Below are 24,418 nucleotides of genomic sequence, written 5' to 3' on the forward strand. Positions count from 1 at the left end.
GATTATGAAAAAAATATTGCTTTATGTTGGATTAATTTTAAGCTTATTCAGTTTAGGGGCATGTGGCAACAACTCGTCGGCAAGTGGAGATAAGAAAGAAATCACAATCGGAGCCACTGCAGGACCATACAGTGATCAATTAAAAGAGGGAATCATTCCGATTCTTGAAAAAGAAGGCTATAAAGTTAAGGTTGTAGAGTTCAATGATTATATCCAGCCAAACATCGCTTTGAATGAAGGGGAAATTGATGCCAATCTGTACCAGAACCGGATCTATCTTAAGCAATTTAATAAGGACCATAATATGGATTTAGTAGCGCCGTACGCTGTGCCAACCGCTCCAATCGCTCTTTACTCCGAAAAACATAAGTCCTTAGATGATATAAAAGAAGGTACGACAATCGCCACTCCCAATGATCCGACTAATCTGGCCAGATCTCTGAACATGCTTGTGGAATTCGGTTTGATCAAAGTGGATGAAGAAGCGGACCCTACTATTGTTTCTGAGAAGGACATTGTGGAAAATAATCTCAACTTAAAAATCAAACCAATCGACCCGGCACAAACACCGCGTTCTCTAGGAGATACCGACTTTGCCTTCATTAACGGCAATTATGCACTGGCTTCGGGATTGAAATTGGACGAAGCTGTTGAGGTTGAGAAAACACCTGAAGGTTACTTGATTTATGTAACTTTACGAAAAGAAGATGTGGATAAACCTTTCGCAAAAGCTTTGGAGAAAGCTTATAAATCCGATGAATTTTTAGAGTACACAAACAAAAATGCCAAAGGATATGTGAAGCCGTCGTATCAAGTGGAAAAGGAGGCCAATAAATGATCGACATTCGGCAGGTCACAAAGTGCTATAACCATGTGACGGCAGTAGATGCTGTCACATTGACCATCCGGCAGGGAGAGATTTTTGGCATCATTGGTTACAGTGGTGCCGGTAAGAGTACATTGTTAAGGTGCTTAAATTTGTTAGAGAGACCGACGGAAGGAAATATCCTGATGGATGGAAAGGATCTTACGGCTCTTTCAGATAAGGAAGTCAGGAAAGAAAGACAAAAAGTCGGAATGATTTTTCAACATTTCCACTTAATCAGTTCTAAAACGGTTTTCGAGAATGTAGCCTTCTCGATGAAAGCAGCGGGTAAAACCAAAGAAGAGATCAAAATACGTGTTCAGGAACTGTTGAAAATGGTCGGACTGTCGGACCGGAGCGGACATTACCCAGCTCAGCTGTCCGGCGGACAGAAACAGCGGGTTGGCATAGCCAGGGCTCTGGCCAACGATCCGAAAGTCCTTCTTTGTGATGAAGCAACATCAGCTTTGGATCCGACGACCACGAAGTCAATTTTAAATCTGTTGAAAGAAATCAATAGAAAACTTGGAATCACCATTGTGTTGATTACGCATGAAATGGAAGTTGTCCAAAATATTTGCCACCGGGTGGCGGTGATGGAAAAGGGCAAGGTTGTAGAGTTGGCTGATGTTTATGATATATTTGCCAACCCGAAGACTGCTTTATCTAAACAATTTGTTCAAACTGTCCACTCTTTGGAGCTTCCTGAGAGACTCTTGACGGGTAGAAAAGGGCCGATAGTTCAAATCACTTTCCAGGGAGGTTCCGCTGAAGAGGCAGTGATATCCGAGACATTGAGACAATTCAATGTAAATGCCAATATCCTTCATGGTCAAATCTCCTATATACAGGACCAGCCGCTTGGAACACTCATTATAGAATTGATCGGTTCCCATACCGAAGTCCAGCAGGCCATGGACTATATTACAGAACGTACGAACCGATTGGAGGTGCTTGCTGGTGTTGCCTGAGATGATCAATGAGTTTGGAAAGGCATTTGTGGAAACATCATGGATGATGGGAATTGCTGTGGCTTTTGCTGTCATTATCGGCGTCCCTTTGGGAATTGCCCTCTTTGTCACAAGCGAGGGAATGTTCTGGCATAACCGCTTTATGCAAAATGTGGCGGGAACGATCATTAATATTATACGTTCAATTCCATTTATCATATTGCTTGTTGTACTCATCCCGTTCACCAAATTGCTTCTTGGAACAACGATGGGGCCAGCCGCAGCCAGTGTTTCGCTGACTGTGGCTGCTATACCATTTTACGCAAGGCTTGTTGAAACATCTTTAAGAGAAATCGATAAAGGCGTGGTTGAAGCGGCTGAATCATGCGGCGCTTCTCCGTGGTTAATTATTAAAGATGTTCTATTGCCGGAAGCCAGGCCGGGAATGATAGCAGGTCTTACTGTTACGGTGATCAGCTTATTGAGCTACTCTGCGATGGCCGGAATTGTCGGCGGCGGAGGAATTGGAGACTTGGCGATCCGCTTCGGATACTACCGTTTTCAGAATGATGTCATGATCGCTACGGTCATTATTTTGGTTGTACTTGTCCAGTTGATCCAATTGGTCGGTGACCGTGCGGCAAGAGCAGTCGATAAAAGATAGACCGAACTTATTTGAGGAGGAAATGAAATGACCCAAACTATAACGAAAGAAGAGGTATCTTCTAAGCTTTACGGATGGGAGCATCCCGATAAAATCAGAGAATATCGAAAAAACAACAAATCTTTTGCGAAAAAGGATAAAAGGACGACGTTGGAAGAAGCCGTTTCCCGTGGAGTAAAAGAAGATGATTATATCGTTTTCGGCGGAATGGGGTCTGTTCGGAATCCCATTGCAGCGGTCCATGAAATCATTAGGCAAAAAACTGGGAATCTCACAATTGGAACAAAAGGTTCACAGCATGATTGGCAGTTGCTTGCAGCAGCCGGAAACATTACAAAAGCGGAAGTGTCCTATGGATTTGCTGACGAAGTCAGGGGATTGTCGATACCCACAAGAAAGGCTGTGGAATCCGGACGTCTGAAAGTGTTATCGGAAACAACCAATGCAGGGTTCCAATGGCGTTTTACTGCAGCGATGAAGGGTCTTTCTTTTTACCCGACAAGATCTTCCCTTGGAACAGATACGCTTCATTATAGTGGATCCAAGACGATCATCGACCCATTTACAAATGAACCAGTTGAATTGCTACCCGCCTGCTACCCGGATGTTGCCATTATTCATGTTCATCGTGCTGATAAATATGGAAACTGCCAAATTGACGGGAATATCGCGGAAGATATAGAACTGGCGCATGCAGCCAAGTTTGTATTGATCACTGCAGAAGAAATTGTGCACGACGATGTGTTTTCCAGCCGTCCGGACCTTACAAAAATTCCTTATTTTGTTGTCGATGCGGTTGTGGAAGTACCGTATGGTTCCCATCCAAACCAAGTGCCGAGCCTGTATTCCTTTGATGAGGAACATTGGCAAATCTGGCTCGATGCATCTATCTGTGAGGAAGGCGTAGAGGAGTACCTGAAGGAATACGTGTATGGAAGCGAGGATCATTACGAATACTTGGAAAAAATTGGCGGTGTCCGTGTACTGAAACAACTGGAAAAAATTGAAAATAAATTGGCGCCATATCCAAAAGTGGCCAGAAGGAGAGGGTAAAACATGGGAAATGATACAGAAAAAATGATTATTGCAGCATCGCGTCTGCTTCCAAAAGATACAGCAGTTTATGTAGGAACTGGAATGCCGTTGCTTGCCTCCGTCCTGGCGTTAAATACACATGCTCCCGATCTGCTGCTCGTCTATGAGGGCGGTGGTGTTGGAGGCAAGCCGACAGGGCGGCTTCCCATTCAGGTAAGTGAATCTTTGACTTATGAAAACGGAGTAACGGTCGGCTCTATGGATTATGTCATGAGCCTGGCACAAGCGGGGTGGATTCAATATGGTTTCCTGGGTGGAGCGCAAATTGATCAATACGGCAATTTGAACACAACTGTCATTGGAGATTGGGATAAACCTAAGGTCAGACTCCCTGGTTCAGGCGGAGGAGCGGATATCGCTTCTTTATGTGAACGGACTATTATCATTATGGGTCAGGACAAGAGAAAATTCGTTGAAAAGCTCGACTTTTTAACAAGCCCCGGCTATCTAGATGGCCCTGACGGAAGGGCGGAAGCTGGGCTTCCTGCTAATACAGGGCCCTACCGTGTCATTACTCAAATCGGGGTGTACGGTTTTGATGCAGAAACACGGAAAATGACATTGCTGCATCTGTTTAAAGGACACACATTAGAAGATGTCCAGGCGAATAGCAGTTTCCCGATTGCCATTTCCGACGATTGGTCCTACATTGAAGAGCCGACAAAAGATGAGCTTGAGACTTTACGTTTGCTTGATCCGGATGGCGTAGTAATAGCATAAAAGAGGAGGAATCGGAGATGTCAAAGCAAGTCACCTTACAAGAAGCAGTGTCTGTCATCTCAGACGGAGCATTGCTTGCATTTGGCGGAAATGCGCTGCACCGCTCGCCTATCGCCTTTGTTAAAGAGCTGATCCGCCAAGGAAGGAAAAATTTATCTGTCATTAAAACAGCTGGTGCGTTGGACGTCGATCTATTGGCGGCAGCCAAATCCCTTGAATCTGTATACGGCGGCTATATCGGCTTTGAAATGCTCGGATTGGCCCAAAATTACCGGAAAGGTGTACAAAACCAGGAGATTATTGCTCATGAACATGCATGTGCCAGTGTCATTGCTGGCTTACGGGCAAGCATTTATGGGGTTTCGTTCCAGCCTATCAACGGATTTCAGGGCAGTGAGCTGCCCGAACTGACTGGACAGGTTAAATACGTGGACTGTCCTTTTACTGGGAAAAAGACAGCGGTGATCCCTGCCATTCGTCCGGATTATACAGTCATTCATGTTCATATCGCAGACGAACAAGGAAATGCCTACATTGATGGGGCGGTATTTGAGGATTTGATCATGGTTAGGGCAGCGGAAAAAGTGATTGTAACGGCCGAGAAGATAATTTCTTCAGATAGCTGGGCGGTCAGGCCGCAAGTGCCAGGATTTCTCGTGGAAAGTGTTGTTTTAGCTGAACATGGGGCTGCGCCAGGAAGCTGTGAGCCGTTCTATTCTGTAGACAAGGAAGCGGTGGTCAACTACTTGAAAGATCCTGAAAGTTATGTAGCTGAAGTAAAGGAGGATGAGGCCTATGTCTAATATACAAGCGGCTGATTATATTACAGTAGCGATGGCCCGCCTTATTCAGGACGGCGAACTTGTTTTTCATGGTGTTGCCTCCCCGATGCCTGCTATTGCTATACAATTGGCGAAAAAGCTTCACGCAAAAAAAGCAGTCTACTTAAACATACCAGGGGGTGTGGATGCGGAACCTAGTTCTTTTTCCTTCTATTCCAGCGCTGATCCAGTATTAAGAGAAGGGGGTGTTTCCGATTTTCCTCTTTCCGACATATTCGATTTATCCGCTCGCGGAGCTCTTGATGTCGCCTTTTTAAGCGGAGCGCAAATTGACGGATACGGGCGGTTGAACTTAAGTGCAATCGGTTCTTATGATAAGCCAAAGGTTCGTTTGCCGGGTGGTGCCGGAAGTGCCGCATTACTACCTACGGTTAAAAGAGGGATTCTCTGGAAAACGAATCATGACAAGCGAAGCCTTGTAGAAAAGCTGGATATTATCACAGCTGCGGGAAATACCGAATATGTGATCACTCCACTTGGAATTTTCAAAAGGTCGGTGAAAGACGGCCGCCTGCGCCTGTTTGCCGTTTTTCCATACAGCTCTGTAGAAGAGATTGAGGAGAATACGGGATTTAAAGTAGAGAAACATGAAGAGTTTACTGAATTCCCGCCCCTTACAGAGGAGGAGTTGCAATTAATACAGTCGATTGATCAGGATGGATCCAGGTACAGTGAATTCAAATAAGAAGAATGGAGTGATGTCAAAATGGCAACAACAGCCCAATTACTAAAGGTAGCTACAGAAGGGAAATGGGAAAAGGGTTTACAGACTTCAATCAATATCAGAAATTTTGAAACGATCATCGTGGACGAACCAAAATCCCTTGGCGGAACAGACGAAGGACCCAACCCGGTTGAATTGGTATTAGCGGGTTTATCAAGTTGTGCATCTGTTATGATCGCATTGATTGCCAAAGAACAGAATTTTTCATACACCGATGTGAAGTTTAAAAATGAAGGTACGCTTGATTTACGGGGGTTGCAGGGAATCGATGGCGTGTCGCCGCACTTCCAATCAGTTACCTTCGATGTATATTTCATTACGGAAGAAAGCCAGGAAAGAATCAATGCACTCAAAGAAGAAGTGGAAAAAAGATGCCCTGTCCTTAACCTATTGGCAGATGCAGGAATAAAAGTCGAGGGGAATTGGGTAAAAGCTTAGATTTTGGAAAAACCGCTTATTGGCGGTTTTTTTCTGATCCCCGTTTTGTAAGCGCTGATGGTATGCTCGTAGAAGTGGCGAAAAGGGGAATTGGGTGATAGCTTAGATTTTGGAAAAACCGCTTATTGGGTGTTTTTTTCTGATCCCCGCTTTGTAAGCGCTGATGGTGTGCCCGTTGAAATGGCGAAAAGGGGAATTGGGTGAAAGCTTAGATTTTGGAAAAACCGCTTATTGGGTGTTTTTTTCTGATCCCCGCTTTGTAAGCGCTGATGGTGTGCCCGTAGAAATGGCTGAAAAAAGAAATGTTCTTCGAAGGCTTGTGGGGCGGGACTTTTTTTATAATGAAGGTACGATTGAAATTGGAATCGAGATGTACAGGAAGTCCATTGTTCTTACCGAAAGCCAAGTTTATCCATCACTCTGTGAAAAACATTAGTTTTTTTTGTAACAATGTCCCAAACAGTGTGTTTTTTTGTTATAATGATTTTTGATGTATTTGTAATTTACTTAAGGAGAGGTATTTCATATGAGCAATTTTGTTAAATCAGGTGAAGCAGCTCCAGTTGCAGGCACTTATGTTGAAGCAGGACACGGCGGCGGGAAAGTAAAAAACGGCCAACGAGTTCAAGTTGAACAAGGTGAAGCATTGCCAGAGCTTAAACCTTATACTGTTAAAATCACTCATAAAGGTGAAGAAAAAACAAGAGATCGCCAGCACGTATGGTTGTTGGAAAAGTGATGATGTAAAAGGCTTTTGGAATTCAAAGGATTCTAGGGGCCTTTTATTTTTGTATATAGGGGCGAAAGCTTCGGTTTTTTTCTAAGGCAAAGGGAAGACACGGCTTGGGGAATACTCATAACTTTATTTGTTTGCTCTGTAAATGTGGGAGAATACACTTGGATTTTTTGGGATACTCTTCACATTTGCGAAATACTTTTCGGATTAGGGGGGATACTCTTCACATTTGCGAAATACTTTTCGGATTAGGGGAATACTCTTCACATTTGCGAAATACTCTCCAGATTAGGGGAATACTCTTCACATTTGCGAAATACTCTTCGGATTAGGGGGATACTCTTCACATTTGCGAAATACTCTTCAGATTAGGGGAATACTCTTCACTTTTACGAGATACTCTTCGGATTAGGGGAATACTCTTCACTTTTACGAGATACTCTCCAGATTAGGGGAAAACTCTTCACTTTTACGAAATACTCTCCAGATTAGGGGAAAACTCTTCACTTTTACGAGATACTCTCCAGATGAGGGGAAAACTCTTCACATTTGCGAAATACTCTTCGGATTAGGGGAATACTCTTCACATTTGCGAAATACTCTTCGGATTAGGGGAATACTCTTCACTTTTACGAGATACTCTTCGGATTAGGGGGATACTCTTCACATTTGCGAAATACTCTTCAGATTAAGGGAAAACTCTTCACTTTTACGAGATACTCTTCGGATTAGGGGGATACTCTTCACATTTGCGAAATACTCTTCGGATTAGGGGGATACTCTTCACATTTACGAGATACTCTTCGGATTAGGGACATACTCTTCACATTTGCGAAATACTCTTCAAATCGAGAGGATACTCTTCACATTTGCTTAAATACTATTCAGATTAGGGAAAACTCTTCACTTTTCAAATTTACTCCCATTTCCAGTTTATCCAATGAAAAAAGCCCGGTGCATTTGCCCGGGCTTTTCTCTACTTCTTATAGTCCACCGATAGAGACGTATTTTGTTTCCAAATATGGCTCGATTCCTTCGATACCGCCTTCGCGTCCAAGGCCGCTCTCTTTCATGCCGCCAAATGGCACATGAGCAGCAGACGGAGCACCGTCGTTCCAGCCGATGATACCGAAGTTGAGGTTTTCATGAAGGTATGTTCCAGTTTTATAGTTGTTTGTGAAGAAGTATGCTGCAAGTCCGTAAGGAGTGTTGTTTGCAATTTCAACAGCTTCTTCCAATGTCTTGAAAGTAACGATCGGAGCTACTGGTCCGAATGTTTCTTCCTGCATGATGTCCATGTCGTGTGTCACGTTTTTAAGGACAGTTGGATAAACGAAATATGATCCTTTTTCTTCGTCCACATCAAATTGGTTTCCGGCAAGAACTTCTGCGCCTTTTTCAACAGCATCGTTAATTTGGAAGGCGATTTTTTCGTAGCCTTTTTTGTTGATGACCGGCCCTACATCAGTGTCAGCATCCAAGCCGTTTCCAACTTTCAGCTGTTTTGCACGCTCGGCAAATTTTTCAGCAAATTGGTCTGCAATGCTTTCATGAACGAGCAGACGGTTCGCGCATACGCATGTTTGGCCGGCATTTCTAAATTTGGTCAGCATTGTTTGCTCAACGGCCATATCAATGTCCGCATCTTCTGCAATGATCAATGGAGCGTGTCCGCCAAGTTCCATTGTCACATGTTGTACGTTGTTCGCAGAATCTCTGATTAAAGCTTTTCCAACTGGGGTGGAGCCTGTGAAAGTGATTTTTCTTACAAGCCTGCTGCTTGTGAAGAGTTCACCCATCATACGTCCGCTTCCGTTGACCACTTGAACTGCGTCTTCAGGAATTCCTGCTTCGTGTGCAAGTTCAATCAGGCGGATAGTTGTCAATGGTGTTTCAACTGCAGGTTTTACGATAAAAGTACAGCCGGCTGCAAGCGCAGGAGCCGCTTTTCTTGTCATCATCGCAGCAGGGAAGTTCCATGGTGTGATTGCTGCGACAAGACCAATTGGTTGTCTAGTAACCATGATTCTCTTTGATTCAGTAGCCGCAGGGACTGTGCGTCCATAGATGCGTTTCGCTTCTTCTGCATACCAAAGAACATAGCTAACTGCGTAGTCCACTTCACCCAGAGATTCATGGAGAGGTTTTCCGTTCTCTTTTGTCATGACTTCTGCAATACTTTCTTTGTTTTCCTTGATTTTATCTGCCCATTTAAAAAGCAATTCTGCTCTTTTGTGTGCATTTACTTGAGACCACTCTTTAAAAGCTTCGTGGCCTTTTTCAAGCTTTTTATTTACTTCTTCGGCTGTATCGACTTTAACTTCTTGGATGACTTCGCCTGTAGCCGGGTTTTTTACCTGAAATGTTTCTGCCATGATCAAAACTCCTTTATGTAAGATTTTGCATTATTTTAATGCTATTCTATCCCCTAAACTTAAGAGATGTCTACCCAATAGATAGATTTTGGATAAACCTTATATTATTTTAACACAAAGTCTTGAAACTACCACTTACAAAGTTTTTAATATGTACTTTTAAATATTGGTATCTAGATTTCAGATGTGAGCTATATAAAAAAGGCAGGGACCTGTTTTTTTAAAAATACTGAGATGCGCCGGGCCAAATACTGAAACGATTCATTCATTATATTAAGGAGTGATCAAAGTGAATGTATTTGATGGTTACCGAACTTCTTCCCCTTATGGCTGGAGGGTGGACCCAGTTAGAGGTGGAAAGGAGTTCCATGCGGGAGTAGATATGGTAAAAGCGGACAAGGCTCCTATTCATGCATTTACCGAAGGTACCGTCCTGTTTTCGGGAATGGGACAATCCGGAACCGGTTTGGGGGGATATGGAAATGTTGTCGTCATCAAAGATAAAAATGGCTGCGCGCAGCTTTACGCCCATCTTTCAAAGACAGCGGTCAGCAAGGGAATGTTTATAAAAAAAGATCAAATCATCGGCTACCAGGGATCAACAGGCATGGCGACCGGGTCGCATTTACATTATGAAATCAGAAAAAAGTCCTCTCCGAACTATGGCTGGACAGTAAATAAAGAAGAATCCACATTAGCCCCGACCTCTTATTTACAATCATACGATCCGGAGAAGCAAAAGCCAACTAATGGCAGTTCAACATATAGAATAAATAAAACACTGAACGGTTATATATCGGCAAATGATGCGAAACACCAAGTGAATAAAAAAACAACTGTAAAAGCAGGAACCTATTTTGTATATAAAATTTCAGATGGGATGATGAATGTCACTTCGAAAAAAGGGGTTCCCGGCAGTTGGATCAATCCAGTGGAAAATATCGTGAATAATGTAGTACCAAAAACTCAGCAACATAAAAAATTAACCTTGCCCAAATCAGCATCCTCCTGGCGTGTATATCCCTTGAATAAAAAGACTGTAAAAGGAAATGAGATTGGATTTTTGAATCCCAAAAAATTTGGCGGTTTGGAATATGAAATTCTAGGAAATCCGCAAAAATATGTGTACACTATTCAAACAGCCAACTTTGGTAAGGTAAATATATACGCAGCGCCGGATACCGGAGCGAAAATTAAATAAGAAACTTTGAAGCTTTTTTAAGCCCCGACCATTAATTATTTACAATGGCAGGGGCTTTGGGCATCGAACGATAGATGTTCATCTATCGTTACCATTAAAAACATATATTTAACAATAATCAAAGATTATAATAAAATACATATACAGTTTTGATCAATACCTTAAGTTGTAAGGGTTTACTTTACGAGTGAATTTGAGGAATATCTACATTGTAATTTGGATTAATGCTACCATTATATTGCTTGGAAATCTCGACAACTTGCTGTAAAAACATTTCTGTCGCTATACTTTTGAATCTGCCCTTTAATGTAATAAGTTCTAGGCTCGTTGTGAGCTCAGGTGATTCAATTTCTTTAAAGACCGGCAGCCCGCCGCAAAAGGGCAAATACTTGTAGGATTCAGGCAGAAATGTTACGCCGACACCTTTACTGGCCAATATGGCCATCGGGAGCCCCTGGCTGCCCCAATATTTGACCTTTGGAGTAAAGCCCACTTCCTTACATTTTTTTATTATGTAGTCAGACAATCCGGAACCGGTTGTTGTTGTATTGAGCAAGAAACTTTCATCAGCAAAATCCTTCAAGGATAAATTCACTTTTTGGGCAAGTGGGTGGTCTTTGTGCATGCAAGCTACAATGGGCTCTGTAATGATAGAGTATGTTTCAAAAATATCTTGCGTAAAGGTGGTTCTGACAATAGCAGCATCGAGTTGATTGGACAGCAACAGTTCAGATATATATTTTGTATTTCCTTCAATTACCCGTATTGACATGTTTGGAGAGGTTTTTTGAAGGTTCTCTACAATTTGGGGAATGATGATCAAATTGGCTGCTGTAGAACATCCTATTTTGATTTCACCCCGGAGTCCCTTTTTGGCTTCTGACAACTCCGTAAGCATTTCATCTACTGAAACTAGTATATTTTTTGCCCTTTTGTACAAAAGATCTCCAAAATCGGTCAGGACTAGAGATTTATTTTCTCTTTTGAACAGTAGAACATCCAGTTCCTGTTCAAGTTTTTTTATCATAATGCTTAAAGAAGGCTGGGAAATATTTAATTTTTTCGCCGCAGCGGTTACGCTATTTTCCTCTACGACTGTCACGAAATATCTAAGGCGGATGGTATCCATACATACTGTCTCCCTTCGATGTAGAGTGGATAATGATTTTTAGCTTATTAAATATTCAGAAAAATAATATAAAATGATAGTTCTTTTAATTAAATAAACATTATTGTATCACACTCAGCAGTGGAGGTCCCTTTAAAGAGATTGTGAGCAAGTTAATTCATGGAGGTTTTAATGATGAAGAATCAAAATCAAACAAATGGCTATGATGTTGTTATTGTTGGCGGAGGCTTTGCGGGGGTGACTGCAGCCCGGGAATTGGACATGCTTGGCCATAATGTTCTGCTTCTGGAAGGAAGGGACAGATTAGGCGGTCGAACATGGACCGATCATCGGTTAGGGCTCGATCTGGAAATGGGCGGAACTTATGTTCATTGGTATCACCCACACACATGGACGGAAATTACTCGTTACGGATTGGAAATATGTGAGGCTCCAGGGGCTAAAGAAGCCTATTGGATTGCTGACGGACAATTACAGTCGGGAACTCCCGCCCAATTAAACTCAATCGTTAAAGAGAGTTTTGAATATTTATTGGGGAAGGCTTATGAACACCTTCCGAAGCCTTTTGATCCATTGAATTCTTCCTCGTTTACAGAATTGGACTCAACATCAGCAGACGATTTTTTGAATGGAATGTCATATACAAAGGAGCAGAAAGACTTTTTAGACAGCTTGTTGGCCATTGACTTCAATGGGGATCCGAAGGATGGGGCTATTACACAAATGATTCGCTGGTGGGCTTTTTCCAGCGGTAATCGTTATGTTTTTGCGGATACTGTTGCAAGGTACAAAATTAAAACGGGCACAAGGTCATTAATAGAGTCTATTGCGTCAGATGTAAAGTCCGAAATAAAACTCTCTGCAATTGTGAAATCTATTAAAAGCGACCATGAGAACATTGAGGTGACAACCCGTGAAGGGGAATCCTATCAAGGTAAGGCAGTAATGGTTACTGCCCCATTGTCGACCTTGGACAATATTGATTTTCAGCCCGCATTGTCAAATACGAAACAAGCATTCATTAAAGAAAAGCAAGTAGCCAAAGGAATTAAAGTATGGGCGCGGATCAAGGGAAAAGTAGAGCCTTTCGTTACATACGCCCCCGAAGGTTACCCGCTGAACTCCGTCCATTTGGACAACTATATTGAAGGAGACAGTATTGTGGTAGGATTTGGTTCTGATGCAAGCAAACTGGATCCTAACGACCCAAAGGAAGTGGAAGCGGCCCTTCGCAATTGGCGATCCGACCTTGAGGTGATCGAAAGTACAGGACATAATTGGACTGCGGATGAATTGTCACAGGAAACATGGCCGATGTTGAAACCAAATCAATTGACAAAATATATCAAGGAAATGAGGCGTCCCGAAAATGGGGTGTTTTTAGCGGGAACAACTTATGCTGACGGATGGGGAGGCTTCATTGATGGAGCAATCGAAAATGCTATAACAACGAGCAGAAAAGTGCATCAATATTTAAATGCATCCAAATAATTCATCAAGCTATTCCTTCTTAGAATGTAATCTAAGAAGGAATAGAATATTGGGGAGGGCAAAGTATATGCAGGTCATTGATAATCAAGATATTTCCATTCAAATGGTTGGACATGAGGATATAGATGAAGTCGTCGAGCTATCAAGAATGGTGTATGAACCGTCGATTGCCTATGACAGGGAACACTTGGAGAGCCAGTTGGAAGTGTTTCAGGAAGGGCAAATTTGCATTAAGTATAAGGGGAAGGTCGTTGCCGGTTGTTCAAGTTTGATAGTAAACTTTGAAGATTATGGAGTGAACCATTCATTTGATGACATTACTGATAGAGAGTATATCCGTAATCATAATCCAAATGGGACAACACTATATGGGTTTGATGTAACTGTCCATCCTGAGTATCGTAAAATGAAACTCGGCCGAAGACTATATGAAGCACGTAGGGAGCTTTGTCGGAAATTGAATTTGAAAAACATCATGTTCGGCGGAAGAATCCCGTATTTTCATAAATACGCTGATAAACTAACAGTCAATGAATATATCAATCAAGTGACACAATGGGAAATTTACGACCCGGTGCTTACATTTCAATTGAAAAATGGGTTTTCGGTAAGAGCGATCATGGAAAATTATTTACCCCAGGATCATGAATCCTTAAAATATGCCACATTAATGGAGTGGAGAAATGATCAATATGTTCCCAGAGATTAAGATTAATAAGTTTTAGCAGCCAAAATGGGAACCAGTTTCGATTAGTCTTCTCAGCCGAATGAAGGAGGAAGCAGCTTGCCGATAGCGCTGGGGAGGGATGGCGTCCTGTTTAAGAAGGTCTTCGGGTTTGTCCATCCTCGGCTTGCAACGCCGGTCTATAATGTCATCTTAACTGGATTGTTGGCATGTTCAGCTTTGTTTCTAAGCCTGCATGCAGCCACTTCTTTGATTAATTTCGGAGCTTTTACGCTTTCGCTTTTGTTAATCTTTCAGTAATTTTTTACTTTATAAAAATCAAGCCTGTCAAAAAATATACAATAGGTTCCATCCTCGTTCCATTTATAGGTTTTCTGTTCAATGCCTTTTTGTGGTTCAAGCTTGATTCGTCTGCCATGATCCTCGGTCTTGGCTGGTCTGCAGCCGGGTTTATTTACTTAAATCATCTTACGAAAGGGTTTACAAAAGTTCCGCCGGAAATTGATTTTAGAGAAACAGAGGCAAGCTGAATCCTTCGCTACAATAAAAGGTTTACATGTTACTCTCCTGGTTTTTCAAGCATATACTTGTCCTTCTGCCCATATATTGGAATAGATTGAATATGAGGAGGCTGGACATGCAGTTTTATTATGGACACCAGATGCCGCTGCGGATTTTGGACGAGGCCGAGTTCTGGAAACACCAGGAAGAGGAACATACAGTAGTTATTCGGGAATTGGTCACTGGGTTGGAAAAGGAATATGTTGACGCCTTGCACGAGTGGGAAAAAGCATTGGCAAAAACTCATCAGCAGGTGGTCAGTTTTATTGAATCGGTCATTCGAAGCAACTTATTACTTACCACGCAGCTATATCAGCAGGTTCTGCAACTTATTTCCTTCTGCCTAGAGGAAAGTGAACGCTTTATTGAACTTTGCAGACAAATTAAACATGAAAGCAAAGTTGTCAGCAGCAATCAAACAGCAAAAGTGGTCATTGATCATATCATCCGTGAATCTGAATATTTCATTGGGATCGCCAGAGCTCTTCTATCTCAAAGTTACGGGAACATGGCGGTTCCACCGCAGCAAAGCTAAGGGCTCCTTGATGAGGAGGCTCTTTTTTTTATACTTAGTCGAACACCTGAAACTCAGTATTGTGTATTTGAGAAGTCGCTGCTCGCTCTGCTCCCAAGATTCCTATAAGTTAGTCATGGGAGGTTCAAACCATGATATGATAAAGTAAAGGAAGGGAGATTGTCATTTAAAAAGGAGACCCTCATATGTACGCATACATAATCATGATTTTTGTAGTGATCTTTTATGCCGGAAATATCCTAGTAGGTAAAGCCATCAATGAGCTTCCGCCTTTGACAATGTCGTTCTTCAGGCTGCTAATAGCATTTGTACTCTTGCTTCCCGTCGGCTTTCAAAGTGCTTGGACACAGAGGTCAACCTTTTGGGAATATAAAAAGCCATTGTTGGTCATGACTTTTACGGGTATTTGCTTTTTTAATGTCTTTTTGTACGGTGCCTTGCAATTTACGAGCACTACCAAAGTATCTGTGCTTGAAGCCGTAATTCCTGTTGTGACGGTTTTATTAAGCTCTTTTTTGTTAAAAGAAAAATTGGGAAGCACACAATGGGCAGGTATTCTTTTATCTTTGACCGGCGCAGTTTGGGTAATCATGGACGGCAAGATCTTGCAGCTTGCAGGCAGTGGCTGGAATATGGGAGATGCCATCATGATCGGTGCCATTATAACGTGGTCTGTTTACTCTATTGCTGTTAAACAATACATGCATCTATTTCCAGAGTATGGAGCAGTGTTGGTAATGTCGGGCATCTCGGTTATCGCTTTGTTTCCTGCCGTATTATTTGAATGGTATTTTATAGGAATACCATCATTAAACGGGCTTAATGTGGTGGGGCTTTTGTACCTGGGGGCATTCCCGTCGGTAGTTGCATTGGTCCTATATAATCGGGGAGTTGAGCTTCTTGGACCGTCAAGAGCATCCGTATTTTTGAATTTTCTTCCTGTTGCCACGATGGGAGGCGCCTATTTGTTACTTGGGGAATCCATTTCGATCAAGCAGATGTTTGGGGCTTTGGGTGTTATATGTGGTGTCATTTTGACAACCCGAACTGCCCAAAAATCATTGGCTAAAAAAGTCGACCTGAATGAAGAAAAGTGTTCTTAGTTAGATTAAAGCCGGTTACCGGCTTTTTTATTTTTATAAAAATGCAAAATTCAAATAATTAATTGACTAATATTAGCAAAGCGTTTAAGATATAGGGAGATGCGGCAAAGTTCCGCTCAAATATATATTGGTAGCGTTTACAATATGATTATCTTGGGAATATGCCCGAAAGTTCGGGGATGTTTTCCAACTGGTGATTTCAGAAACGGTCGCTTAAACTCCATTGATGGAATTTGAGAAACCGCAGATTTAAAGGCGTGTTTTGGCATGTCTTTAATCTGCGGTTTTTTGGATATCCTTTGTAAGGTATAAAATCTCTGGAATCAAACCGCGTACAATGTCCCAGGAGGTGTATGTCTAAAGAAATAATTAAAAGTCTCTGGGTTTTAGCTGGAAAATATAAGATAAGAAGCAGGAGGTGCAAGTTGTTGAACAAGTCAGCTGTACATTATCCCTGGTTCAAAAGAGAGGATATGGACGGATTCTTCGCCTTGTTTCAAAACAACCTCGCGGATTTTGTCATCATAGCAGTCAGTATGCTGGGGATGGGGTATCCAAAGGAAATTGTATTCGGAAAGGTGATACCTGGAGCGGCCATAGCGGTCCTGGTCGGAAATCTTTACTATGCTTATACTGCCAACCGGCTGGCAAAAAAAGAAGGACGAACAGATGTTACGGCTTTGGCTTATGGTATAAGTACACCCGTTATGTTTGTATTCCTATTCGGTGTTCTTTTACCGGCGAAAACTATCGTGGGGGATCCGGAGTTGGCGTGGAAAATAGCGGTAGGAGCCTGTTTGGTCAGTGGTGTGATAGAAATTATGGTCAGTTTCATTGGGAGATGGGTTCATAAGCATATTCCAAGAGCGGCCATGCTGGGAGCTTTGGCAGGAATTGCTTTGGCTTTTATAGCAGGTGAAATGTTGTTTAAAACGTTGGAAGTTCCAGTAGTAGGACTGGTTGTTTTAGCGATTGTAATTGTCGGAATTATCGGTAAAATACGCATGCCGTTCAATATCCCAGCATCCTTGTTTGCCATCATTATGGGGACAATCATCGCTTATTCGATGGGGGAGTCAAGCTTTTCACAGATTGCAGATGGGCTTGGTGATTTGGGTTTTTACCCGTTCATCCCGACAGCTGCTGCTTTTGAAGGAAGCATACAGTTATTTACTACACTGACCGCGGTTTTAGCAGTAGTCATTCCTATTACGATTTATAACGCCGTGGAAACTATGAATAACGTAGAGGCCGTTGCTACCTTGGGGGATAAATACGATGTAAAAGAGTGTATGGCAGTCGATGGAGTCGGAACTGTGTTGGGAACCTTTTTTGGCGGAGCATTTCCGACTACCGTCTATATGGCTTCGGTAGGTTCCAAATGGATGGGAGCTGGCCGCGGCTACAGTATATTAAATGGAATTGTCTATGTCGTTGCAGCACTTTTCGGATTAATAGCTGCGATATCCAGTATCATACCGGTATCTGCGATAGCACCTATTATGGTATTCGTCGGAATTTCCATGGTTGCAACAGCATTTCAATCAAACAAGTCAAAGTATTTCATGGCTGTTTCCATTGCCATGCTTCCGTATTTCGCAAATTACATTATGACCCGTTTTAACAACAATGCGGAGGAGGTCGTAAGCGGAATATCTTCTGCCATTGTGCCACTGGGACAGGGAGCTATGTTTTCTGGGATCATATTGGGTGCAATCACCGTTTATGTAATCGACAAGAATTTCAAACGGGCTGCTATGTTTTCAATCGTCGGATTCCTGTTCTCGTTCTTTGGAATCATGCACGCTCCAAAGCTGGCATTTAATGCAGCTCCATCCTATGAAATCGGATATCTGCTCATGGCGGTTTATTTCATTTACTACGCTTATAAGGGAGTCAGAGTCCTTTCGGAGCCGGATATGGATGAACCGATCATTAAGGAGAAGAGTGGGTGAAAGATAGATTGGTGACAATGAAGGGAAAACACTTAATTTACAACAGTCTCCTAATTGGAGATTATATTCTATTACTGTTCCTTAACGCTGGAATTCACCTTATTGATTTTTTAGAAATAAGCAGGAAACCACTCAATAGGTGGTATCTCCTTAGATTTGCTTTCTTTGAATAAAATGTTCATCAAGGTAAAGCTTCGCGGGAAGTTGGTCCAATATCTCCTCACATGTTGACTTTGGAACTTTCAAATATAGTATCATATTAATTCTTTTACTCAATTCCGTAAGGTGAGAGTAGAGTTGATATTTTATGAGAAATATGGAATTCGAAAAAAGGAGGAAAAGATATGACAAACCAAATTAAAAGATTCACTCCCGACTTTTGGATGAAAAGCCCTGGGAACAGCCCTAAAGGAGAGCGCAGGGATTTTATCAATCCCGATTGGATACCTTGGACGGATTGGCTCATGCCAGGTACTTATTTTAAGCTTTTCATGTGCGATCTAGTGTCGGGTAACTTTACAATGCTTTTAAAAGTTGATCCAGGAGTCAAAGCTGCTGTTCACTGGCATCTTCATAACACAGAAGCGTTTATTCTTGAAGGCGGTTTTTATTATGAGGAAGAAAGGGACGATAAGGGATATAAAAACTATTATACATGTGAAGCGGCCGGGAATGTCCATGAACCATTTACTACACCAGAAGGATGCACAATGTTTGCTGTATCCCACGGGCCAATCGGGGGCTATGATGACGACGGAAATCTTGTTGTGATGGCTGATGCACGCTTGCATTATTATATGGCAAAGGAAAACAACGCCATTGACTATACAACAGTGGTTGATTATACATTTGGTACTACGGACTTGCAAGAACAAAAAAACTAGTTATGGTTTTGGACAGAGCATGCTGTGAAGGATAATATAATATTTCTACGCACCATGCTCTGTCAGTTCCTATCTCCCACTTATTAGAAAAGCAATGTCATAAAAAATCCGCACGCAGTAATGAAGCCGACAAGCGGTCTTCTTTTTTCATATGCCTCCGGCATCATGGTGGAAGCAATCATAGATACAATTCCTCAGCGGCAAACGCACTCATGAAGGCTTTTACAGCGGTAGATGCATGGTCGAGAAACAAATATCCCGCCAATGGCTTAAGGAAGAGGATATTAGGGTACAATGATGGTTCCCAGCATATTTGCTGCCCCAGACATTGCGCCCCATAGCAATGCTGCTCCCACAAACACACTCCTATTAAACGTGTTTTTCACGATATTGCTACCTTTCTTTTAGATAAGTTAATCTGATGCTACGCAACGATCTCCAACTATTGTCATTTACCCTTTGAAAGCGGTACAATGAGAGACGTATAAAAGATTCAGAAAAAGTAAGCAGCAGAGGAGGAGCAGTCATGAAACCGAAAGTGTATGTTTCCCAGCCGATTGCACAAGAGGTAAAAGATTATTTGGCACAGTATTGTGATGTTAAAGTCTGGGATCAGAAGGAACTGATCAAAAGGGAGGACCTATTAAAGGAAATTGCCGATGTCGATGGGTTGATCACGTCTGGAAGGAAAATTACGGAGAACCTGCTGAACCATGCTCCCAACCTGAAGGTGGTCAGCAATATATCTGTCGGATATAATAACTTTGATATTGAAGTGATGAAGAAGCGGAATATCATTGGGACCAATACGCCGGGGGTATTGGATGAGACGGTGGCAGACCTAGCTTTTGGGCTTATATTGGCTTCAGCGAGACGGATAGTGGAGCTGGACCAATTTGTTAAAGCAGGTAAATGGGAGCCGACCTCGGGAGATGATCCTTTTATTGGAACGGATGTACATAGTGCGACGCTGGGTATTATAGGAATGGGCAGAATCGGTGAGGCGATTGCAAGAAGAGGGAAGCTAGGCTTTAATATGGATGTTCTTTACTATAACCGGAATCGCAAGCCTGAAGCAGAGGAAGAGCTTGGAGTTAAGTACAGCGATCTTGAACCACTATTAAAACAATCAGATTTTGTTTTATTGATGACGCCGCTCACTCCGGAAACACAGGGGATGATCGGTGAAAAAGAATTCAAGCTCATGAAAAAATCAGCCATTTTCATTAATGTGTCACGCGGTCAGACGATTGATGAACAAGCTCTTATTCAAGCGCTTGAAAATAAGGAAATTCATGCCGCTGCTTTGGATGTATTCGCTCAAGAGCCTGTAAACAAGGATAACCCACTTCTAAAAATGCCTAATGTGGTGACGACTCCTCACATTGGTTCGGCAAGCAGAAAAACAACAGATGCCATGGCAATGAAGGCGGCTAAAAACATGGTGGCCGCATTAACAGGGGAGGAGCCTGAAAATCGGGTAGTGTAACCAGAAAAAGAGCAGGGGTAGGATCAAAGGACCTCCCTGCTCCTTACTTTTTGGATATTTCAACCCGCTCGCATGTATCCTTTGTCATGCTTTCTGGCAAAATCCTCATCATTCGAGATCAAATAAATGATCCCTTCAATGAACCCAATAATGGAAGGAATATATGTCCAGCAAAAAATTAAATAGATGAGTCCCTGAAACCATTTTCCTAAATAGAATTTATGTATGCCGAAACCTCCAAGGAGAATGCCGAGAATTCCGGCCGCAACCTTGCTTTTAGTATAACGGGGAGCATAACTCTGGCCGCCTCCCGAACTGGATGAACTGCTTGAGGAACTGGAAGCCCCTCCGCCACCGCCCGCATTCATGAATACCATTGGTTGCTGGTTGCGGTTGTTATCTTCAAGCTTTTCTATTTTTTTATTATTCTCATTAAAAATCTCTTCGATGCAATTTTTACAATAATTCTTATTTTTGATTTCTGTGTTACAATTTTCGCAAATGAATTTGCCGCAACCTACACAAACCCCTACGGAGCTTGCATCAGTATGTACATAGCAATTTGCCATTTTTCTACCCCTTTTCCTATTTTTCTATCTTTTTTAACAGCTATTGATTGTATTCATAATCTTACTATTTATAGAAATAGTTGTAAACATGATAAGGAAAAAGTAATGTTTGATAGTGGTAAAAAAGATGCATTCCAGATGGGCCACTATGTTAAGATAAGAACACTTTTTAATCAAGTATGATCTCCAGAGAATTAGTTGAAGAATCCGTTCTCCTCTATTAGCCCTCAAGCTGAACGAGTTTACCGCAAGGAAGGATTTTGATACGATAGAGGCGGCAAAATTCATTTTAAGTTTCCATGGATCAATTGTAAATTACCATTCTATTATAAGTGGGGGATGCTTTTTGGATATAGTCTACAAACCAAATATGAATTTGAGGGACTTTTTTAAACAGAATAAAGACTCATTTGAAGAAAGACTGTTACAAGAAGCGGTAAATGTACGTAATAAAATAGAGGAAATCCGGGTAATTGGTAATATTAATCTATTGGATAATGCACACAAACTCGTCATGCATGTGATAGAGGAACGTGATCAGGAGCTTGTGGACTTTGCGGTTCAAGAGGGGATGGCTTGGGCAAAGCATTCTCTGACACTGGCTTTTAAATTGGAGTGGGTGCATGCAATCCGCCGGACACTATGGACATTTCTCCACTTTTACGACAGCAAGAATGGAGAGGTCGATCAAATGGACAGATTTTACTCCATGGAAAAATCAATTAACCAGGGAGTGGATCAATTTCTGAACACCTTTTTCCTAAGTTACTCCAAGTATAAAGACGAATTGATTGAAGCTCAGAGAGAGATTGTTGAAAATCTATCTGTACCTATTATACCGATTAATTCAACGATCTGTGTTCTTCCGTTAATTGGAGAAATTGACGAGTCAAGGGCCATTAGAATAGAAGAGAAAGCGTTGATGGAAATTTCTAAACTGCGAATTCGGACATTGATGATAGATTTGTCCGGGGTTGCCAATATGGAGCCGGAAGTCATTGACCGATTCCTTAAAATTATCAACGGCATCGAATTGATGGGCTGTGAAGCAGTTTTAACCGGTCTTCATCCTATTATTGTAAGAAAAATGATCAATCTTGGGGTTTCTTTTGGTGATAAAGCTACCATGAAAGGGACATTACAACAGGCTTTAAAAGATTATTTGACCGACTAAAAGCTGCCGTTCATTGCAACGGCAGCTTTTCTTTATGACATAAGCCGGTCAAACCGGATACGTTCGTTCAAGTAATAGACAATGGGAATACCGGCAGCCATGACTACAAATTCTCCGGCCGCTACAGTGTACCAAGTAAAGAGAAACGGCAGACCCAGGACCAGTTTTAGTTCATAGGCAATGATAAACATGGTGAAAGTGAAAACAACTGTATTCACGAACATCCTCAGCAAAATGTTTCGGATAAATTTAGCTGAGGTGATTGTTATCAACAGTGCAATTACTGATTGCGCTACACCGAAAACAAGGTCATATACGCCAAGAGGAGAAAAAAATAAATTCGTTAAAAATACTCCGATGACAATTCCGAAAATGTACTTTTTATTAAAGACAACCAAATGATTGAACATTTCCGAAATCCGGAACTGGATATTTGTAAAGCCGAATGGCTGCACAAAAAAAGAAACGGCAATATACAATGCTGCTAAAATGCCGTTTACAGCAAGTATTCTGATCTTCATAATGAATCTCTCCCTAGTTTTTTTTCGTGGGATGGTCTCGAACCACGTAATGCCTAGCTTATAATACCAGTGTTCATATATGTTTGTAAATCTTAATGTGTAAAACTGTTCACATTGCCTCAAAGACATTGATTGCTTTGCTTCATCTTGTTTTCGCAACTCTTTTATCATATAAGCGTTTCTTCGGATCGTTGTATTGATATCAGTATGACCCAAGCGTTCTGATATATTATATTGATTACTTTTATACTAGCATGGGTATGCCTAAATCCATGTAGAGCAAATTTCGGTAGGAATATCTGGCCAATGATTTTAATAACAGCCAGTCCATTCGAGATATACAAGCTTATACAACCCTACCTTCCTAATCATTATTTAGTTTGGTGAGAGTTATACTTGACATATAGGCTCTAATGACAATTATAAATTTTCATTATCTTGGTACATAATATAAATTTTCAGGAATCTCAGTACATAGTTATAGAATACAGAGAGGAGGAACAAATCAATGACAATTAACTTCAAGGGTATGGATTCCGGCCAAAGAGATTCATATCTTGAAGCCATTTATACAGCCTTGGAAAAAGGGATGGCTGCCAAAGAAGTTGTGTGTTCCATTACTACGGGATTTCGAGTTATTCCATCCATCAGGGCTGCACCAGGATTGAATCCATACCATGCTTCTGTTGCAGATATCGGGTACGGATTTGATGCGGTACAAGGGACGATTCATCGGCTTCGTCAAGGTGAATCCATTTCTTTAGTAAAAGAAATGCTTGTGTTCGACCTTGATACACTGGGCATCAGTGTAAAACAATTAAGCCCTAATTTTGAACTGGCTGTAAAAAGAGCAAGCCCTGATCTTTTATTTCTTATTGAGCAGAGTCGCCATTTAAATTATCAGATTTCTGAAAAAATTAAAGAAGCAATAAATCTTGGCCAGGCTCTACTTGGATCTGAATGGGATATCATTCGTAAACGAATCGAAAATATTCAAGCAATCCCACGTCTATAGTAAAGATTAAAGGAGGAGAAAAATGCTAAATACACAACCTTTGACATTAAGTGCGGAAGAGCAATACCGTTTGTTGGATTGGTGGCAAACAATGGACTCGGCTAAGACAGTAGTACAGCGGTTAGTATCTTTAGTGAGTGAACTTCGGTTGAATCCAGAATCCAGTCATGCAGATGGAATGATACTTTTTTATCGGGCTATTTCCGAGATTTCATATGGTTATGCAGGTGTACGAGGTGGCGTTCGCCGTGCATTTACAAAGGAATATAGCAAGGCACTTCAGATCAATATGGTCATGTGCCTCAGCTTCGCGCCTAAATTTTCTGTTGATGCGAAAGTACTTCTCGAAAGAGTAGCCAAGCAAGTCAAAGGATCAAGCGCTCTCCAACTGATACAACGGATTAGGGAGACTTTATTGGAAAATGATATCATTATAAAAAAATTAGAGAAAAAAGCTCATGCATTCTTAGGAAAAGATACCTTTCAGGACATGCAAGTAAAAATCATGCAGGATATGACTATGAAATAGAAGAAACCAACAAAACGTAATGGCCTATGTTCCAGATTGTTACATTTAAGTACATGAATAAATATTCGGTATGAGGACTACTTCTCTTTGAAAATTTAGTTGTTAGAAATGACCTAAAACCTTATTCAATATTCACATGAATGAAAGTTTCGTCTTTCATTTTCCTGC

Annotated in this window: 26 protein-coding genes and 1 riboswitch; of the genes, 22 read left to right on the forward strand and 4 right to left on the reverse strand. The window is 41.6% G+C overall.

Translation table 11 applies throughout. The features are described 5' to 3' along the window. The first annotated feature begins 4 nt into the window (after positions 1-4). The 10 genes from C509_RS0106330 to C509_RS0106375 all read left to right on the forward strand — a co-directional run bounded on the left by C509_RS0106330 (position 5) and on the right by C509_RS0106375 (position 7,037). The gene (locus C509_RS0106330; protein ID WP_018706079.1) at positions 5-838 is read left to right on the forward strand and encodes a MetQ/NlpA family ABC transporter substrate-binding protein; all 834 of its coding nucleotides are present in this window, start codon (positions 5-7) and stop codon (positions 836-838) included. Further along, positions 835-1,836 (forward strand): methionine ABC transporter ATP-binding protein, encoded by a 1,002-nt coding sequence (locus tag C509_RS0106335; RefSeq protein WP_018706080.1) that lies wholly within the window; start codon positions 835-837, stop codon positions 1,834-1,836. Before C509_RS0106330 ends, C509_RS0106335 begins: the two co-directional genes overlap by 4 nt. Then, on the forward strand, positions 1,823-2,479 hold the full coding sequence (locus tag C509_RS0106340; protein ID WP_026319717.1) for a methionine ABC transporter permease: 657 nt from the start codon (positions 1,823-1,825) through the stop codon (positions 2,477-2,479). The genes C509_RS0106335 and C509_RS0106340 overlap by 14 nt, the downstream gene beginning before the upstream one ends. 27 nt (positions 2,480-2,506) lie before the next feature. Further along, positions 2,507-3,532, forward strand: a complete 1,026-nt coding sequence (locus C509_RS0106345) for a CoA transferase subunit A (RefSeq protein WP_018706082.1) — start codon at positions 2,507-2,509, stop codon at positions 3,530-3,532. Positions 3,533-3,535: 3 nt separating this feature from the next. Beyond that, positions 3,536-4,294, forward strand: a complete 759-nt coding sequence (locus C509_RS0106350) for a CoA-transferase subunit beta (protein ID WP_018706083.1) — start codon at positions 3,536-3,538, stop codon at positions 4,292-4,294. A gap of 17 nt (positions 4,295-4,311) precedes the next feature. Further along, positions 4,312-5,097 carry a CoA transferase subunit A gene (locus tag C509_RS0106355; protein WP_018706084.1) on the forward strand — a complete coding sequence of 262 codons (786 nt, stop codon included), beginning with the start codon at positions 4,312-4,314 and terminating at the stop codon, positions 5,095-5,097. Then, on the forward strand, positions 5,090-5,821 hold the full coding sequence (locus C509_RS0106360; RefSeq protein ID WP_018706085.1) for a CoA-transferase subunit beta: 732 nt from the start codon (positions 5,090-5,092) through the stop codon (positions 5,819-5,821). Before C509_RS0106355 ends, C509_RS0106360 begins: the two co-directional genes overlap by 8 nt. 21 nt (positions 5,822-5,842) lie before the next feature. Next, positions 5,843-6,298, forward strand: coding sequence for an OsmC family protein (locus C509_RS0106365; protein ID WP_018706086.1), 456 nt, complete (start codon positions 5,843-5,845; stop codon positions 6,296-6,298). Between the two features lie 175 nt (positions 6,299-6,473). Beyond that, positions 6,474-6,734: a hypothetical protein gene (locus tag C509_RS0106370; RefSeq protein WP_018706087.1), complete on the forward strand. Its 261-nt coding sequence runs from the start codon at positions 6,474-6,476 to the stop codon at positions 6,732-6,734. Between the two features lie 90 nt (positions 6,735-6,824). Next, positions 6,825-7,037 (forward strand): YjzC family protein, encoded by a 213-nt coding sequence (locus C509_RS0106375; RefSeq protein WP_018706088.1) that lies wholly within the window; start codon positions 6,825-6,827, stop codon positions 7,035-7,037. A 980-nt stretch (positions 7,038-8,017) separates the two neighbouring features. On the opposite strand, the gene C509_RS0106380 is transcribed toward C509_RS0106375, so the two are convergent. After that, positions 8,018-9,409, reverse strand: a complete 1,392-nt coding sequence (locus tag C509_RS0106380) for an NAD-dependent succinate-semialdehyde dehydrogenase (RefSeq protein ID WP_018706089.1) — start codon at positions 9,407-9,409, stop codon at positions 8,018-8,020. 289 nt (positions 9,410-9,698) lie between these two features. Between C509_RS0106380 and C509_RS25065 the strand changes: the two genes are divergently transcribed. Continuing rightward, positions 9,699-10,610 carry a M23 family metallopeptidase gene (locus tag C509_RS25065; protein WP_018706090.1) on the forward strand — a complete coding sequence of 304 codons (912 nt, stop codon included), beginning with the start codon at positions 9,699-9,701 and terminating at the stop codon, positions 10,608-10,610. Between the two features lie 181 nt (positions 10,611-10,791). Here the strand turns inward: C509_RS25065 and C509_RS23505 are convergent, their stop codons facing one another. After that, positions 10,792-11,739, reverse strand: coding sequence for a LysR family transcriptional regulator (locus C509_RS23505; protein WP_018706091.1), 948 nt, complete (start codon positions 11,737-11,739; stop codon positions 10,792-10,794). Positions 11,740-11,913: 174 nt separating this feature from the next. On the opposite strand from C509_RS23505, the gene C509_RS0106395 reads away from it, so the two are divergent. The 8 genes from C509_RS0106395 (at position 11,914) to C509_RS0106445 (ending at position 20,442) form a co-directional block, all read left to right on the forward strand. After that, positions 11,914-13,230 (forward strand): flavin monoamine oxidase family protein, encoded by a 1,317-nt coding sequence (locus C509_RS0106395; protein WP_018706092.1) that lies wholly within the window; start codon positions 11,914-11,916, stop codon positions 13,228-13,230. A gap of 67 nt (positions 13,231-13,297) precedes the next feature. Next, positions 13,298-13,939: a GNAT family N-acetyltransferase gene (locus tag C509_RS23510; protein ID WP_018706093.1), complete on the forward strand. Its 642-nt coding sequence runs from the start codon at positions 13,298-13,300 to the stop codon at positions 13,937-13,939. A gap of 75 nt (positions 13,940-14,014) precedes the next feature. Then, positions 14,015-14,215: a hypothetical protein gene (locus C509_RS0106405; RefSeq protein WP_026319719.1), complete on the forward strand. Its 201-nt coding sequence runs from the start codon at positions 14,015-14,017 to the stop codon at positions 14,213-14,215. 337 nt (positions 14,216-14,552) lie between these two features. After that, the gene (locus tag C509_RS0106410) at positions 14,553-15,011 is read left to right on the forward strand and encodes a DUF2935 domain-containing protein (RefSeq protein ID WP_018706094.1); all 459 of its coding nucleotides are present in this window, start codon (positions 14,553-14,555) and stop codon (positions 15,009-15,011) included. A 185-nt stretch (positions 15,012-15,196) separates the two neighbouring features. After that, the gene (locus tag C509_RS0106415) at positions 15,197-16,114 is read left to right on the forward strand and encodes a DMT family transporter (protein WP_018706095.1); all 918 of its coding nucleotides are present in this window, start codon (positions 15,197-15,199) and stop codon (positions 16,112-16,114) included. A gap of 428 nt (positions 16,115-16,542) precedes the next feature. Continuing rightward, the gene (locus C509_RS0106420) at positions 16,543-18,069 is read left to right on the forward strand and encodes a solute carrier family 23 protein (protein WP_211214257.1); all 1,527 of its coding nucleotides are present in this window, start codon (positions 16,543-16,545) and stop codon (positions 18,067-18,069) included. A 344-nt stretch (positions 18,070-18,413) separates the two neighbouring features. Next, positions 18,414-18,953, forward strand: a complete 540-nt coding sequence (locus tag C509_RS0106430) for a 2,4'-dihydroxyacetophenone dioxygenase family protein (protein ID WP_018706098.1) — start codon at positions 18,414-18,416, stop codon at positions 18,951-18,953. Between the two features lie 526 nt (positions 18,954-19,479). Next, a complete protein-coding gene (locus C509_RS0106445; protein ID WP_018706101.1) occupies positions 19,480-20,442 on the forward strand; it encodes a 2-hydroxyacid dehydrogenase in 963 nt (320 codons plus the stop codon). 59 nt (positions 20,443-20,501) lie between these two features. Here C509_RS0106445 and C509_RS27455 read toward each other — a convergent pair whose 3' ends face one another. Then, entirely contained in the window at positions 20,502-21,011 is a 510-nt protein-coding gene (locus tag C509_RS27455; protein ID WP_018706102.1) for a TM2 domain-containing protein, read from the reverse strand. 346 nt (positions 21,012-21,357) lie between these two features. Here C509_RS27455 and C509_RS0106455 point away from each other — a divergent pair, with 346 nt between their 5' ends. Further along, a complete protein-coding gene (locus C509_RS0106455; RefSeq protein ID WP_018706103.1) occupies positions 21,358-22,185 on the forward strand; it encodes an STAS domain-containing protein in 828 nt (275 codons plus the stop codon). Between the two features lie 32 nt (positions 22,186-22,217). Here the strand turns inward: C509_RS0106455 and C509_RS0106460 are convergent, their stop codons facing one another. After that, positions 22,218-22,706 carry a QueT transporter family protein gene (locus C509_RS0106460; RefSeq protein WP_018706104.1) on the reverse strand — a complete coding sequence of 163 codons (489 nt, stop codon included), beginning with the start codon at positions 22,704-22,706 and terminating at the stop codon, positions 22,218-22,220. 7 nt (positions 22,707-22,713) lie between these two features. Next, positions 22,714-22,758: riboswitch (PreQ1 riboswitch) on the reverse strand. A gap of 456 nt (positions 22,759-23,214) precedes the next feature. Between C509_RS0106460 and C509_RS0106465 the strand changes: the two genes are divergently transcribed. Continuing rightward, positions 23,215-23,721: a hypothetical protein gene (locus C509_RS0106465; RefSeq protein WP_018706105.1), complete on the forward strand. Its 507-nt coding sequence runs from the start codon at positions 23,215-23,217 to the stop codon at positions 23,719-23,721. A 22-nt stretch (positions 23,722-23,743) separates the two neighbouring features. Further along, positions 23,744-24,250 carry a hypothetical protein gene (locus tag C509_RS0106470; RefSeq protein WP_018706106.1) on the forward strand — a complete coding sequence of 169 codons (507 nt, stop codon included), beginning with the start codon at positions 23,744-23,746 and terminating at the stop codon, positions 24,248-24,250. The last annotated feature ends 168 nt before the right edge of the window (positions 24,251-24,418 follow it).

The sequence above is a fragment of the Siminovitchia fordii DSM 16014 = CIP 108821 genome (genome assembly GCF_000374565.1).
Taxonomy (GTDB): domain Bacteria; phylum Bacillota; class Bacilli; order Bacillales; family Bacillaceae_C; genus Siminovitchia; species Siminovitchia fordii.

Excerpts from the sequence above, each read along its gene's own strand:
- C509_RS0106330 (WP_018706079.1), top strand. The coding sequence starts at position 5 with ATGAAAAAAATATTGCTTTATGTTGGATTAATTTTAAGCTTATTCAGT.
- C509_RS0106335 (WP_018706080.1), top strand. The coding sequence starts at position 835 with ATGATCGACATTCGGCAGGTCACAAAGTGCTATAACCATGTGACGGCA.
- C509_RS0106345 (WP_018706082.1), top strand. The coding sequence starts at position 2,507 with ATGACCCAAACTATAACGAAAGAAGAGGTATCTTCTAAGCTTTACGGA.
- C509_RS0106350 (WP_018706083.1), top strand. The coding sequence starts at position 3,536 with ATGGGAAATGATACAGAAAAAATGATTATTGCAGCATCGCGTCTGCTT.
- C509_RS0106355 (WP_018706084.1), top strand. The coding sequence starts at position 4,312 with ATGTCAAAGCAAGTCACCTTACAAGAAGCAGTGTCTGTCATCTCAGAC.
- C509_RS0106360 (WP_018706085.1), top strand. The coding sequence starts at position 5,090 with ATGTCTAATATACAAGCGGCTGATTATATTACAGTAGCGATGGCCCGC.
- C509_RS0106365 (WP_018706086.1), top strand. The coding sequence starts at position 5,843 with ATGGCAACAACAGCCCAATTACTAAAGGTAGCTACAGAAGGGAAATGG.
- C509_RS0106375 (WP_018706088.1), top strand. The coding sequence starts at position 6,825 with ATGAGCAATTTTGTTAAATCAGGTGAAGCAGCTCCAGTTGCAGGCACT.
- C509_RS0106380 (WP_018706089.1), bottom strand. The coding sequence starts at position 9,409 with ATGGCAGAAACATTTCAGGTAAAAAACCCGGCTACAGGCGAAGTCATC.
- C509_RS23505 (WP_018706091.1), bottom strand. The coding sequence starts at position 11,739 with ATGGATACCATCCGCCTTAGATATTTCGTGACAGTCGTAGAGGAAAAT.
- C509_RS0106395 (WP_018706092.1), top strand. The coding sequence starts at position 11,914 with ATGAAGAATCAAAATCAAACAAATGGCTATGATGTTGTTATTGTTGGC.
- C509_RS23510 (WP_018706093.1), top strand. The coding sequence starts at position 13,298 with ATGCAGGTCATTGATAATCAAGATATTTCCATTCAAATGGTTGGACAT.
- C509_RS0106410 (WP_018706094.1), top strand. The coding sequence starts at position 14,553 with ATGCAGTTTTATTATGGACACCAGATGCCGCTGCGGATTTTGGACGAG.
- C509_RS0106415 (WP_018706095.1), top strand. The coding sequence starts at position 15,197 with ATGTACGCATACATAATCATGATTTTTGTAGTGATCTTTTATGCCGGA.
- C509_RS0106430 (WP_018706098.1), top strand. The coding sequence starts at position 18,414 with ATGACAAACCAAATTAAAAGATTCACTCCCGACTTTTGGATGAAAAGC.
- C509_RS0106445 (WP_018706101.1), top strand. The coding sequence starts at position 19,480 with ATGAAACCGAAAGTGTATGTTTCCCAGCCGATTGCACAAGAGGTAAAA.
- C509_RS27455 (WP_018706102.1), bottom strand. The coding sequence starts at position 21,011 with ATGGCAAATTGCTATGTACATACTGATGCAAGCTCCGTAGGGGTTTGT.
- C509_RS0106460 (WP_018706104.1), bottom strand. The coding sequence starts at position 22,706 with ATGAAGATCAGAATACTTGCTGTAAACGGCATTTTAGCAGCATTGTAT.
- C509_RS0106465 (WP_018706105.1), top strand. The coding sequence starts at position 23,215 with ATGACAATTAACTTCAAGGGTATGGATTCCGGCCAAAGAGATTCATAT.
- C509_RS0106470 (WP_018706106.1), top strand. The coding sequence starts at position 23,744 with ATGCTAAATACACAACCTTTGACATTAAGTGCGGAAGAGCAATACCGT.